This is a genomic window from Micromonospora sp. NPDC005087, assembly GCF_042872965.1.
GTDB lineage: Bacteria > Actinomycetota > Actinomycetes > Mycobacteriales > Micromonosporaceae > Micromonospora.
In genome coordinates, this window is the sequence record NZ_JBIALB010000001.1 from 422,684 (window position 1) to 436,185 (window position 13,502).

Here is a 13,502-nt window from a genome sequence, read left to right on the forward strand (position 1 = left end):
ATGGCGGTGAACGAGACGGCACGCGGCCAGATCGTGACCTTCTACTCGTACAAGGGCGGCACCGGCCGGACGATGGCGCTCGCCAACGTGGCCTGGATCCTCGCCAGTCAGGGCCTGCAGGTGCTGGTGGTCGACTGGGATCTGGAATCCCCGGGCCTGCACCGCTACTTCCACCCGTTCCTGCGGGACAAGGAGCTGCGGGCCACCCCGGGCGTGATCGAGATGATCTGGGATTACTCGATCGCCACCATGCAACGCAACCGGGACGAGGACTCCCAGGAGCTGCTCACCGGGCACGGCAAGATCCAGCGACGGGCGGTCTCCCTGAACTGGGACTTCAGCCACGGCGGCGTCATCGACTTCGTGGCCGCCGGGCAGCAGGACTCGGCGTACTCCCGGCTGGTGAGCACGTTCGACTGGGCCAACTTCTACGAGCGGCAGGGCGGCGCGTCGTTCATCGACGCGGTCCGCGCGCAGATGCGCGCCGAGTACGACGTGGTGCTGATCGACAGCCGCACCGGCCTCAGCGACGTGGCCGGCATCTGCACCGTGCAACTGCCCGACCTGGTGGTCAACTGCTTCACCATGTCCACCCAGAGCATCCGCGGCGCGGCGGCGGTGGCCCGCTCCATCCGCGGCCAGCGCCTGGACGACCCGCCGCTGCTGCTGCCGGTGCCGATGCGGGTGGAGGACGCCGAACTGCGCAAGCTGGAGACCGGCCGCGACCTGGTCCGGGCCGAGTTCGCACCCTTCCTCGACCACCTCTCCGACTCGGCGGCGGCCCGCTACTGGAACACCATCGAGGTGCCGTACCGCGCCTTCTACGCCTACGAGGAGATCCTCGCCGCCTTCGGCGACCGGCCCGAGCAGGTCGGCACCCTGCTAGCCGCGTACGAGCAGCTCGCCTCGGTGATCACCGGGGGCCGGGTCACCACGATGCACCCGATGCCCGAGGAGGACCGGCGCCGCTCGCTGACCGAGTTCGAGCGCAGCCGGCTCACCGCCGAGCAGGCCGTGCTGGTCAGCTACGCGTCCGCCGACCGGCTCTGGGCCGAGTGGATCACCGACCAGTTGGAGGAGGCCGGGCTGCGGGTGGACCGCCGGGCGGTGGACGTCCCGCTGCGTGCCGGAGGGCGGGCCGAGTTCGACCGGGCCGTCGGCGGCGCCAGCCGGGTGCTGGCCGTGCTCACCCGGCACTACGCGGGCACCTCGCTCGCCGCCGAGGTGTGGAAGACCGCCTCCGGCCGGGACCAGCTCGGCGGCGGTGGCCTGCTGGTGCCGCTGCGGGTGGACGAGTCGCGGCTGCCCGTCCCGTACAGCGACCGCAGCCCCGTGGACCTCACCGACGTCGATCCGTCCACCGCCCGGACCCGGCTGCTGGAGGCGGCCGGCGCCTCGGCGGTCGCGGTCGGCGGGCGCGCGGTCGGCCGGTTCCCCGGCCCGTTCCCGGCGGTGTCCAACGTCCGCCAGCACGGCACCCCGTTCGTCGGCAGGGCCGCCCAGCTGGAGGCGCTGCGCGACCGGCTCACCGCCGCACCGGACTCGGCGACACAGGTGGTGCACGGCCTGGGCGGAGTCGGCAAGACCCAGCTCGCCGCCGAGTACGCGCTGCGCTTCGGCCGCGACTACGACCTGGTCTGGTGGATCCCGGCGGACAGCGAGGACCGCATCCGTGGCGGCCTCGCCGACCTCGGCCAGGCGATGGGGCTGGGCACCGGCGGCGGCGCCGACGCGGTCCGCCGGGTGCTCGACGCGCTGCGCCGGGGCGGCCCGGACCGGCGCTGGCTGATCATCATGGACAACGCCAACGAACCCACCCGGGGCACCAGGGCGCTTCTGCCGCAGGGCCCGGGCCATGTGCTGCTCACCACCCGCGACCAGAGCTGGAGCGAGTACGCCACCGCGACCGAGTTGAGCGTCTTCGACCGCGCCGAGAGCGTCCAGCTGTTGCGTGACCGGGTCCGCGGGCTCACCGACGGCGAGGCGACGCAGGTGGCCGAGAAACTCGGGGACCTGCCGCTCGCGGTCGAGCAGGGTGCGGCGTACCTGCGGGCCACCGCGATGCAGGTCGACCGGTACCTCGCCTCGCTGGACACGCCAGGGCTGCTGCGGATCCTCGACGGCCGGCAGTCCGCCGGCTACTCCAAGACGCTCGCCGCCACCTGGCTGGTCACCTTGGCCCAGCTCCGCTCCGAGAAGCCGGCGGCCGCCCGGCTGTTGGAACTCTGCTCGTTCTACGCGCCGGAGCCCATCCCGGTCGCCATGCTCACCGGCGAGCGCTTCGCGAGCTTCATGGCCCCGTTCGACCCGACGTTGACCGACCCGATCCTGCAGGGCCTGGTCACCGCCGAGCTGGGTCGCTACGGGCTGGCCCAGGTGGACGCGGAGAACAACTCCGTCCGCATCCACCGGCTGGTCCAACTGGTCATCCAGGATCAGCTCGACGACGCGGAGGAGGCCCGCCGGCAGGCCCAGTCGCTGCTCGCGGCGGCCAGCCCACGGGACCCGGACAAGCCGGTCAACTGGCCCCGGTACGCCGAGCTGTGGCCGCACGTGCGCCCCAGCGGGCTGCATCTGTCCACCATGGACGAGGCGCGGCAACTGGTCGTGGACATCGTGCGCTACCTCTACCGGCGCGGCGACTACGACACCAGCCGGGCGTTGGCGCAGGAGTCGCTGGCCGGTTGGCGCGACACCGACGATGACGACCCGACCAAGCTGCGGATGCGCTTCCACCTGGCGAACGTGCTGCGCGCGCAGAGCCATTTCGACCAGGCGTACGAGATCGACCGGGACGTGTACGACCGGCAGCGGCGGATCTTCGGCGAGGAGCACCTCTACACCCTGATGACCGCCCGCAGCCTCGGCGCCGACCTGCGTGCCCAGGGCCTCTACCACGATGCCGAGGCGCAGGACCGGCGCACCCTGGAGCTGAGCGTGCGCACCTTCGGCGACGACAGCGGCCGGACCCTCACCGCGGAGAACAACCTCGCCGTGTCGCTGCGGCTGGTCGGCGACTTTCGCGGTGCCGCCCTGCTGGACCAGCACATCCATGAGCGGCGGCGGGCCCGCTTCGGCGAGGAGGACCCGTCCACCCTGGCCTCGGCCAGCAACTATGGGCGGGGGCTACGGGACACGGGCGAGCTGTGGCGCTCGCACAGCGTGCTGCAACGCACCTACACCGTCCAGCAGAAGGTGATCGGCGCGGACCACCCGGAGACCCTCCGGACGGCCAAGGAGCTGGCGCTCACCCTGCGCCAGCTCGGCCGCTTCGCCGACGCGCACCGGCTGATCGAACGGACCGTGGTCCGCTACCAGCGCATCCTCGGTGGCGAGCACGCCGACACGTTGTCCGCCGAGATGGCGCTGGCCACCACCTGGTCGGCGGTCGGCGACAACCAGACCGCGCTCCGGGTGGCCCGGCGGCTGCGGGACGGCTACAACGAGGTGCTCGGCGAGACACACGCCATCACCCTGGCCTGCCTGAACAACCTCGGCGTGCTGCTGCGCAAGCAGGGCGACCACGTCCAGGCCCGGGACCTCGCCCAGCGGGTCCGCGACCAGTTGCTGGCCACCCTCGGCGAGCGGCACCCGCACACCCTGTTGGCCACCCTCAACCTCGCCAACGACCTGTTCGCCCTCGGCGACCGGGACGCCGCGCTGCTGCTGGACACCACGGCGTACGTGGAGTTGACCCGGGCGCTGGACGCCGAGCACCCGGACACCCTCTCCGCGTCGGTCAACCTGGCGTTGAGCCGGCTCGCCACGGAGAGCGAGGCGGACGCCGGGCGCGCCCTCTACGACGAGGCGTTCGGGCAGCTGGTGCAGCTCTTCGGCGGGGACAACCCGCGGGTGGTGCAGGCCCGCCAGCGGGAGCGCGCGAACGCCTACATCGAACCGGCCCTGCTCTAGTGTCCTGAGTCGGTGATTAGCTGCTGAATTCGGGTAGGCTTCGTGGTATGCCGCGAACAGGGCGCCCGAAGGCCGAGCTGGTTTTGTCCGATGTGGAGCGTCAGACTCTGATGTCCTGGTCTCGTCGGGCGAAGACCGCGCAGGCGTTGGCATTGCGGGCGCGGATCGTGTTGGCGTGTGCGCAAGGCGCGACGAACAAGGACGTTGCTGCGGCGTTGGGGGTGTGGCCGCAGACGGTGAACAAGTGGCGGGCCCGCTTCGTGCGTGACCGGCTGGAGGGTTTGGCGGACGAGCCTCGTCCGGGCGCTGCCCGCAAGATCACTGATGAGCAGGTCGAGGCGGTGATCGTGAAGACTCTGGAAGAGGCACCGATCAACAACGACACACACTGGTCAACTCGGTCGATGGCCAAGGCCGTGGGGTTGAACCAGACGGCGGTCTCTCGGATCTGGCGGGCGTTCGGCCTCAAGCCGCATCTGGTGGACACGTGGAAGCTGTCCAAGGATCCGCAGTTCATCGAGAAGGTCCGTGACGTGGTCGGGTTGTACCTCGACCCGCCGGACAAGGCCATGGTCCTCGCGGTCGACGAGAAGTCGCAGATGCAGGCGTTGGACCGTAGCGCGCCGGTCCTGCCGATGATGCCGGGTGTGCCCGGCCGGCAAACCCACGACTATGTCCGGTACGGCACCACCAGCCTCTTCGCCGCCCTGGATGTGGCCACCGGCAAGGTGATCGGCCAGCACCAGCGCCGCCACCGGCATCAGGAGTTCCTGCGATTCCTCAAGACCATCGACGCGAACACCCCGCCCGAGCTGGACCTGCATCTGATCTGCGACAACTACGCCACCCACAAGACCCCCGCGATCAAGACCTGGCTCGCCGCGCACCCCCGCTTCCACCTGCACTTCACCCCCACCTCGGGCAGCTGGCTCAACCTCGTCGAACGCTGGTTCGCCGAACTGACCCGCCGCAAGCTACGCCGCAGCAGCCACCGCAGCGTCAAAGACCTCGAAACCGACGTCAACACCTGGATCGCTGCCTGGAACGAAGACCCGAAACCCTTCGTCTGGACCAAGACCGCCGACGAGATTCTCGACAGCCTCGCCAACTACTGCACCCGACTTAACCAACTAACCAACGACTCAGGACACTAGGGGGTTGTCCGCACACCCGGCGGGGACGGCGGGGTGGCCTGGTCGAGCACGCTCACCGGACGTTCGAAGAACGTCTCGAGCACGACGATGGTCTGGGTGCCGGTGACTCCGTCGATGTCGAAGATGCCGCGCAGCACCGCCTGAAGGTCTTCGGTTGTCGCGGTGCGGATCTTCACCAGCAGCGAGGCCGCGCCGGCGATGACATGAGCTTCCTGGATGCCGGGCATGGCCGCGAGGGCGGCACAGGTGTCGCCCATCCACGTGTTGCCGTCGACCATCACGAAGGCCGACACGCCGCGGTCCACGGCGGCCGGATCGACGTCGATGGTGGTGCGGCGGATCACGCCGCGTTCGCGGAGCTTGCGCACCCGGTCGTGCGCCGAGCCCGCCGACAGACCCACCGCCTTCCCCAGCGCCGCGTAGGACTGGGTGGCGTCGTCCTGCAGGCGCGCCAACAACGCACGGTCGATGTCGTCTACCACCCAGCCGCTCCTTCAAAACATAATCCTGCAAACCAGCCTGTTGACCATACCAGGTTCGGTCCGAGTAGGCTTGGCCCGAACGTGATCGGCGAAATCTGGGAGGCATGGCGATGGTCGAGACTGTTCCGGCGGAGTTTCACCTGCTCGACGAGCGTTTCCGCTACCTGGACGGCGACTTCGTCGTCGAACGGCTGCACACGGGCGCACGCAAGACCGAGGGCCCGGCGTACTTCCCAGCCGGCCGGTACCTGGTGTGGAGCGACATCCCCAACGATCGACTGCTGCGCTGGGACGAGACCACCGGCGCGGTCGGCGTCTACCGCCACGCTTCGGGCTACGCCAACGGCAACACCGTGGACCGCCAGGGCCGGCTGGTCACGTGCGAACAGGGCAACCGGCGAGTCACCCGCACCGAACATGACGGCACGATCACCGTGCTCGCCGACCGCTACGAGGGTCGGCGGCTCAACAGCCCCAACGACGTCGTGGTACGCGCCGACGGCACGATCTGGTTCACCGATCCGAGCTACGGCATCCACTCCGACTACGAGGGCAACAAGGGCGAGAACGAGTTCGGCGGCGCGTGCCACGTGTTCCGCCTCGACCCGGCCACCGGCGACCTGCGGATCGTCGCCGACGATTTCTGCCGCCCCAACGGCCTGGCCTTCTCCGGCGACGAGCAGCAGGTCTACATCGTCGACACCCGGCAGGAACCGAGCCACATCCGCGTTTTCGACGTCACCGCCGACGGCTCCCTGACCGGCGGGAGGGTCTTCGCCGAATGCGATTTCGGCCGCTTCGACGGCCTCCGCGTCGACGACGCCGGGCGCGTGTGGGCCGCGTCCTGGGACGGCCTGCACTGCTTCGACCCCGACGGCACCCTCATCGGCAAGCTCCTGCTGCCCGAATCGGTCGCCAACCTCACCTTCGGTGGGCCGAAACGCAACCACCTGTTCATCACCGCCGGCGCTTCCGTGTACGCGCTGCGAGTCACCTTCAACGGCGCCCGCTACCCGGCGGCCACCGGAGGCGAGGCGAGATGAGCGACGACCGGCGCACGGCGCGGGTCATGGAGAAGCCGGGGCGTCGAGGCACCACGTCGCCAACGCCAGCAGGTCGGCGTCGGGCACCGCCCGGTGGACCGCGCGAACCAGGTCCGGGCGGGTCGCCAGGGCAACGGCCGCGGCCGGATGCCCGGTTCGCCGGGCGGCGAGCGCCAGTCCCACCCAGGCGTCGGTGTCCCCGGGATCGCCGCTCAATCGTCGTCGGTACCCATCCAGTGCCCGCACCGGATCGCCTTCCGCGTAAGCCCGGTCAGACGGGTCCCGCATGGACGGACCAGTGTCGCCGGTCAGTAGTCGCCCACGTACCGCAGCCTCCGGTCCGGTCTCCACGGCGAGCGCCGGGGCGGCCGGGCGTGGCGCGACCATCGGCGGCGGCCCGTCGTCCGGGCGTGGCTGCTCGCGCCGCCAGGCCCGCACCGCGCGGTCGACCTCATCTGGGTGGGGGGTCAGGTTGGCCAGGCCCCAGCGCACCGCGCCGCCGTCGGCGATGTCCCGCACCGCCGCCTCGACCCGTTCGTCGACCGGCTCGCGCCAGCCGCGCAGGGTGCCCGCCATGCCGGCCACGAAGCTCCGCCCGGCGTCGGTCAGCTCCACCGCGTCGGTGAGCTGCCGGACCGCGCGGGCGGTCTGCTCCCGCCGGTACGCGAACTCGAACGCGGCGGTCACGCCCTCCGCCCGCCGGCAGCGCCACACCTCGGCCACCCCCAGGTGCGCGTACGCGCCCTGGAGTAGGGCGCCGACCGGGCGGGGGTCGAGCCGCCACGGCGCCCGGTAGCGGGCCGGCCCGCCGGGGCCGTGCAGCGGCACCAGGTCCAGCAGCGCACCGAGTTTGGTGTGTTGCAGCTCGTGCACCAGCAGCAGGGCGAGGGTCTTCGGGTCGGCCGGCACGGACAGCGCGATGGCGCCCAGCGCGTCGCGACTGGTCGCGCTCACCGCGTGCCCGGACGGCGGCGGCCGCAGCGGCACCAGCGAGCGCAGCAACCCGGCCAGCCCGTCGGCGTGGGCCGGCAGGTTGACGTGCAGCCACCGCCACGCCTGCCCGGTCAGCCGGCTCAGGTCGGCGGCAGCGTCGTCGGCGAGTCGGGGCGCGGGCGGGTGGTGGTACCGGCGCCGCCACGGGTCCTGGTCGTCGATGGTGACCTCGACGCCGGCGGCCGGGGCGATCCGCCGCGCCGGCAGCCAGCGCGCCGGCCCGTCCCGAGGGACGATCCGCACGGTGCCGTGCCGGGCGCTCACCACCGTCGGGCCGGGGGTGAGATCCACCGCGCCGCCGAGGGTGGGCAGCAGCAGCGTGCCGTCCGGGCAGGGCAGCGTCAGCTCGAAGGCGAGACCCGCCCGGGTCGCCGCGGCAGCGGCGAGCGCGGCCAGGTAGCCGGCGTCGGCGGGCCGGCCGATGGCCGCGCGCGCCCAGCCGGTGAGCGGCGGGTGCGCCAGCACCTCGGCGACCGCCGCCGGGTCGGCTCGCTCGGCCCGGGTGAGCAGCTCCAGGCCGCGCCGGGCCAGCGGGTCGTCGCCGTACGCGCGGGCGGCGGCGACCGTCAGCAGCCTGCGCCGGCCCAACTGCCCGCCGCGCAGCACGTCGAGGGCGGTGGGGTCACCGTGCCCGCCGGCCAGCCCGGCGAACTGCGTCCCGGACAGCGGCCCCGACACGGCTCACCGCCCCGCAAGCACGATCGCCCCGGCACCCACCGCCTCCGCCGCGCGGCCCGCGACCGGTGTCTGGACCGTGTCGCGCGGTGCCGCCTCGGCCGGGCCGGGCTGGGCGGCGACGCGGCGGCGCAGCGCCTCCAGGTCGGCGGCGACCACCGACCGCACGTGCCGGATCAACCGGAACAGGTCGGGGCAGTAGACCGACGGGTGGGCGAAGCCGGCGCCGTCGCGGAAGCGGTGCGCGTACAGGCCACCGCCGCAGGCGCCGACGACCGGACAGGCCCGGCAGGCCGCCCCGAGAGCCGCCAACCCGGTCGGCCGCCCCGCCAGCGACGGGTGGCGCAGCGCCTCGTCGAAGCTGTGCCGGAAGACGTCCAACCCGGTACGCATCGCCGACGTGGTGGTCGTCTTGAGGGTGTCGGTGCCCTCGATGGTGCCGTCGGTCTCGATCGTCATGATGTCCGGCTCGGCAACGCCCAGCGCCTGGGTGCCGCTGCGCCCGCCGAGCAGCACCGCGATGAGCGACTCGAACAGCCGGATCCCGGTGCGCCGGGGCGTCTCCCGGTACCAGGTGTCGAAGACGGCGATCAGCCAGTCCGCGTACGGGGTGGCGGGGTCGTCGGGGTGGCGGCCGGGCGGGGGAGTGCTCCAGTTGCCGTGCGGCAGCAACAGGTCCAGCAGGGGCGGATCGAACTCCAGCAGGCTCCGGTAGACGCTGACCGGATCGTTGGCGAGGTCGACGGTGCAGAGCAGGCCGGCGTACCGGGCCCGGTGCTCGGGTCGGGCCAGCAGGCGCAGCGCGGCGGCCACCTCGGTGAAGCTGCCCCGCCCGTCGGCGTGCCGGCGGTGCCGGTCGTTGGCCGTCCGGCCGCCGTCCACGCTCACCCCGACGTCGACGCCGTGCGTGTGGCAGAAGGCGAGCACCGCCTCGTCCAGCAGCAGCCCGTTGGTCTGCATCGTGACGTCGAGGGTGGTGCCGGCGGGCATCGCGGCGCGCAGCGTACGCACCGTCCGGTCGAGCACGGCGACGCCGGCCAGCAGCGGCTCCCCGCCGTGCAGGACCACGCGGACCCGGTCGGTGCGGTGCCGGGCGACGTGGGCGGCCAGCCGGTCGGCCACCCGGGCCACGGTGGCCGGCGCGATCACCCGGGGCCGGTCCCGCCAGCCCTGGTCGGCGTGCCGGTAGACGTAGCAGTAGTCGCAGGCCAGGTTGCAGCGCGAGTGCACCTTCAGCACCAGTTGGCGTACCCGGGGCGCGGTCGGGGCAGCCGCCGGTGCCACCTCCGCGGCAGGGCGGCGTTGGTCGGCCGACGGCGAGGCGTCGGCCGACACGGTCAGAAGCTCGACTCGAACGCGGACACGTCGCCGGGCCGGGCCGGGTCACCCTCGGTGACCAGCGTGGCCAGCACGTGGGCCAGCACACCGTCACCGGCGCCGGCCAGCAGATCCGCCAACGGCACGTCGCCGAGCCGCACCAGGGCGGCGCCGGCGGTGACGGGCGTGGGCGGTTGGGCGTGCTCAGCCACCGTGGACCGCCCCACGGTCAACGACCGGCACCTGCGTCACCGCTGCGCTCACTCCGCCTTTCTACACCATCGCGCCCGGCCCGGGATGGCGCGACACCGCAGCTCGCACACGCTGGCCACCCCGCCGTCACCTGGCGTACCACCGCCGCCGTCGTGCCGCCCCGCGACCTCGGCCGACGCGGCCGGCGTTCGGATTTCTTCCGGGCGGTCTGTCGATCCGGCCGGCGGCCGTTCGTGTGGAGGATGAGAGGTCGGCGACGGGCCGGCCGCCCCGCGAGGAGGAACGATGACTCTCTACCTGCTCAGCATCCACCAGCCGCAGGGTGAGCTGCCGCCGGAGCCGGAGTTCCTGGCCGGGGTGATGCGCCAGCTCGGCGAGTTGCGTGACGAGCTGACCGCCACCGGGTCATGGGTCTTCGGGCAGGGCCTGCACAGCCCGGAATCCGCCACCGTGCTGCGCCCCCGCGACGGCGAGGTGCTCGTCACCGACGGGCCGTTCGTCGAGGGCAAGGAGTACCTGGGCGGCATCACCATCATCGACGTTCCGGACCTGGACGCCGCCCTGGACTGGGGCCGCCGCTACGCGCTGGCCACCACCCTGCCGGTCGAGGTCCGCCCGTTCCAGGGTGGAGCCGGCGACTGACCGTGGAGAACGTGGAGTCGGTGTTCCGCGCGGAGTACGGCCGCGCGGTCGCCGTCCTGGTCCGCCTCCTCGGCGACATCGACCTCGCCGAGGAGGCCGTCCAGGACGCCTTCACCATCGCGCTGCGACGGTGGCCGCAGACCGGCCCGCCACCCAGCCCGGCCGGCCGGATCATCACCACCGCCCGGAACCGGGCCATCGACCGGCTGCGCCGGGAAGCGTCCCGGGCCGACCGGCACGCCCAGGCGGCCCTGCTGTACGCCGCCGACCCACCCGTCGAGGAGACACCGGTGAGCGACGACCGGCTACGTCTGATCTTCACCTGCTGCCATCCGGCGTTGGCCCCGGCCGCCCGGGTCGCGCTCACTCTCCGCCTGCTCGGCGGTCTGAGCACCGCCGAGATCGCCCGCGCCTTCCTGGTGCCCGAGCCGACGATGGCGCAGCGGCTGGTCCGGGCCAAGTCGAAGATCCGCGACGCGCGGATCCCGTACCGCGTTCCGCGCGACGCCGACCTGCCCGACCGGCTGCACGCCGTGCTCGCGGTTCTCTACCTGATCTTCAACGAGGGGTACACGGCCAGCACCGGACGGCGACTGGTCCGCACGGAGCTGTGCGCCGAGGCGGTCCGGCTGGCCCGACTGCTGGTCGAGCTGATGCCGGACGAGCCGGAGGCGCTCGGCCTACTCGCTCTGATGCTGCTCACCGAGTCCCGTCGGGACGCGCGGACCACCCCCGACGGCGACCTCGTTCCGCTGCCCCGGCAGGACCGGGCCCGGTGGGACGCCGCGCTGGTCGCCGAGGGACAGTCGCTGGTCCGCCGCTGTCTGCGCCGCGACCAGCCGGGGCCGTACCAGATCCAGGCCGCGATCGCCGCCGTGCACAGCGCCGCGCCGCGCGCCACCGACACCGACTGGGGGCAGATCCTCCAGCTGTACGACCACCTGCTGGCGGTGGCCCCCGGCCCGGTGGTGGCGCTGAACCGGGCGGTCGCGCTCGCCGAGGTGGCCGGACCGGCGGTGGCGTTGGCCGAGGTGGACCGGCTCGACCTGGACGGCTACCACGTACGGCACGCGGTCCGCGCCGACCTGCTGGCTCGGCTCGGCCGGGGCGGGGAGGCCGCCGTGGCGTACCGGAGGGCAGCCGCGCTGACCGACAACGCGGCCGAACAGGCATTCCTCAGCGGGCGGGCGGCGGCTCTGTCGACCGACTGACCACACCGCGCCGGCTGACAGCTCAGCGGATGCCGTGCGTCTGGATCCAGAGTTCCAGCAGCCCGAGCTGCCACAGCTTGTTGCTGCCGGCCGCAGCCTCGGCGCGGTCCGGCTCGGCGAGCAGCCGTGCCACGTACTCCGGGCGGAACAGCCCCCGCTCCCGCGCGGCCGGCGCCTGCAACGCCTCGGCCACCAGCTCCCGCACCGGCCCGTCCACGTTGCGCAGCGCCGGCACCGGGAAGTAGCCCTTCGGCCGGTCGATGACCTCGGCCGGCACCACCTCCCGCGCGACCTCCTTGAGCACGCCCTTGCCGCCCTGGGCCACCTTGTGCTCCGGCGGGCAGTGCGCGGCCAGGGTGACCAGGTCCTGGTCGAGGAAGGGGGTGCGCACCTCCAGGCCCCACGCCATGCTCATGTTGTCCACCCGCTTGACCGGGTCGTCCGGCAGCATCAGGTGGGTGTCCAGGCGCAGCACCGCGTCCAGCGCGGTCTGCGCACCGGGGGCGGCGAGGTGCTCGGTCAGCAGGTCGCGGCTGGCGTCGTGGTCCAGCGCGTACGCCGGGCCGACGATCCGGCGCAGCTCGTCGTGGTCGCGGTCGAAGAACGCGGTGGCGAACGTCTCGGCGGCGCCGTGCCGGGGCGCCTCGGTCAGTGGCTGGTGGTAGCCGTAGCCGGCGAACACCTCGTCGGCGCCCTGCCCGGACTGGGCCACCTTCACGTGCTGGGCCACCTGCTCGGAGAGCAGGTGGAAGGCGACGACGTCGTGGCTGCCCATCGGCTCGGCCATCGCCTGAACGGCGCGCCGCACGGCGGGCACCAGGTCGTCGTTGGACAGCCGGATCCGGTCGTGGTCGGTGTCGTACGCGCGGGCCACCAGGTCGGAGTAGTGGAACTCGTCGCCGGACTCGCCGCCGCGGCTGTCGAAACCGATGCTGAACGTGCGCAGGTGCCGCTGGCCGGCCTCGGCGAGCAGCGCCACGATGAGGCTGGAGTCCAGCCCACCGGAGAGCAGCACCCCGACCGGCACGTCGGCGACCAACCGCCGGCGTACCGCCGTGCGCAGCGCGTCCCCCACGGCGGCCCGCCAGTCGGCGGCGTCCATGCCGGCGTCGGCCGGCTCCCGCACGTAGTCCGGCCGCCAGTACACCTCCTCCCGGTTGCGCCCGTCCGCCTCGATCACCCGCATGGTGGCCGGCGGCAGCTTGCGTACGCCGCGCAGCACGGTCCGTGGCGCGGGCACGATGGAGTGCCAGGACAGGTAGTGGTGCAGCGCCACCGGGTCGACGCTGGTGTCCACGTCGCCGGCACGCAGCAACGCCGGCAGGGTGGAGGCGAACCGCAGCCGCCCGGGGGTCTCGGCGAGGTAGAGCGGTTTGATGCCGAGCCGGTCACGGGCCAGCACCAGCCGCCGCCGGGCCCGGTCGACCAGCCCGATCGCGAACATGCCGACCAGGTGGTCGACGAAGCGGTCACCCCAGTGCGCGTACGCCACCAGGATCACCTCGGTGTCGCTGGTGGAGTGGAAGGCGTACCCGGCGTGGGTCAATTCCTCGCGCAGCTCGGGATAGTTGTAGATGCAGCCGTTGAAGACCAGCGCCAGGCCCAGGTCCTCGCGCACCATCGGCTGGCCGCCCGCGTCGGACAGGTCGATGATGGTCAGCCGGCGGTGCCCCAGCGTCACCCAGCCGTCGGTGAACAGGCCCTCGCCGTCCGGGCCGCGTGACCGCATCGCCTCGGTCATCCGGGTGACCGCCGCCGCATCGGGCGGCCTGCCGTCGAACCGAGCCTCGCCGCTGATCCCGCACATCAGGCGGGGTGGTGAGTCAGATGGGACACCAGCGGCACGGACATCCTCCTGTC

At 72.7% G+C, this 13,502-nt stretch carries 10 protein-coding genes; 5 read left to right on the forward strand and 5 right to left on the reverse strand.

Annotated elements, in window-relative coordinates; genetic code table 11:
• Complete coding sequence (gene fxsT / locus ACFYPS_RS01940; protein ID WP_354962337.1) at nt 1-3,912, forward strand: FxSxx-COOH system tetratricopeptide repeat protein; 3,912 nt, start codon at nt 1-3, stop codon at nt 3,910-3,912.
• Nucleotides 3,913-3,959: 47 nt separating this feature from the next.
• The gene (locus ACFYPS_RS01945; protein WP_354962336.1) at nt 3,960-5,066 is read left to right on the forward strand and encodes an IS630 family transposase; all 1,107 of its coding nucleotides are present in this window, start codon (nt 3,960-3,962) and stop codon (nt 5,064-5,066) included.
• Here the strand turns inward: ACFYPS_RS01945 and ACFYPS_RS01950 are convergent.
• On the reverse strand, nt 5,063-5,548 hold the full coding sequence (locus ACFYPS_RS01950; protein WP_354962335.1) for an Lrp/AsnC family transcriptional regulator: 486 nt from the start codon (nt 5,546-5,548) through the stop codon (nt 5,063-5,065). The genes ACFYPS_RS01945 and ACFYPS_RS01950 overlap by 4 nt on opposite strands.
• Nucleotides 5,549-5,658: 110 nt before the next feature.
• Between ACFYPS_RS01950 and ACFYPS_RS01955 the strand changes: the two genes are divergently transcribed.
• The gene (locus ACFYPS_RS01955) at nt 5,659-6,591 is read left to right on the forward strand and encodes an SMP-30/gluconolactonase/LRE family protein (protein WP_354962584.1); all 933 of its coding nucleotides are present in this window, start codon (nt 5,659-5,661) and stop codon (nt 6,589-6,591) included.
• 24 nt (nt 6,592-6,615) lie between these two features.
• On the opposite strand, the gene ACFYPS_RS01960 is transcribed toward ACFYPS_RS01955, so the two are convergent.
• Genes ACFYPS_RS01960 through fxsA form a run of 3 tightly spaced genes read right to left on the reverse strand, consistent with a single transcriptional unit; the run spans nt 6,616 to nt 9,788 of the window.
• Nucleotides 6,616-8,262: an aKG-HExxH-type peptide beta-hydroxylase gene (locus ACFYPS_RS01960; protein ID WP_387322293.1), complete on the reverse strand. Its 1,647-nt coding sequence runs from the start codon at nt 8,260-8,262 to the stop codon at nt 6,616-6,618.
• A 3-nt stretch (nt 8,263-8,265) separates the two neighbouring features.
• Entirely contained in the window at nt 8,266-9,594 is a 1,329-nt protein-coding gene (locus tag ACFYPS_RS01965) for an FxsB family cyclophane-forming radical SAM/SPASM peptide maturase (protein ID WP_354962333.1), read from the reverse strand.
• A 2-nt stretch (nt 9,595-9,596) separates the two neighbouring features.
• Nucleotides 9,597-9,788, reverse strand: coding sequence for an FxSxx-COOH cyclophane-containing RiPP peptide (fxsA, locus tag ACFYPS_RS01970; protein WP_387322295.1), 192 nt, complete (start codon nt 9,786-9,788; stop codon nt 9,597-9,599).
• Between the two features lie 286 nt (nt 9,789-10,074).
• Here fxsA and ACFYPS_RS01975 point away from each other — a divergent pair, with 286 nt between their 5' ends.
• Complete coding sequence (locus tag ACFYPS_RS01975) at nt 10,075-10,431, forward strand: YciI family protein (protein ID WP_354962332.1); 357 nt, start codon at nt 10,075-10,077, stop codon at nt 10,429-10,431.
• 2 nt (nt 10,432-10,433) lie between these two features.
• Nucleotides 10,434-11,642 carry a sigma-70 family RNA polymerase sigma factor gene (locus ACFYPS_RS01980; RefSeq protein ID WP_354962331.1) on the forward strand — a complete coding sequence of 403 codons (1,209 nt, stop codon included), beginning with the start codon at nt 10,434-10,436 and terminating at the stop codon, nt 11,640-11,642.
• A 22-nt stretch (nt 11,643-11,664) separates the two neighbouring features.
• Here the strand turns inward: ACFYPS_RS01980 and ACFYPS_RS01985 are convergent, their stop codons facing one another.
• The gene (locus tag ACFYPS_RS01985) at nt 11,665-13,449 is read right to left on the reverse strand and encodes an N-acetylglutaminylglutamine amidotransferase (protein ID WP_354962330.1); all 1,785 of its coding nucleotides are present in this window, start codon (nt 13,447-13,449) and stop codon (nt 11,665-11,667) included.
• Between the last annotated feature and the right edge of the window lie 53 nt (nt 13,450-13,502).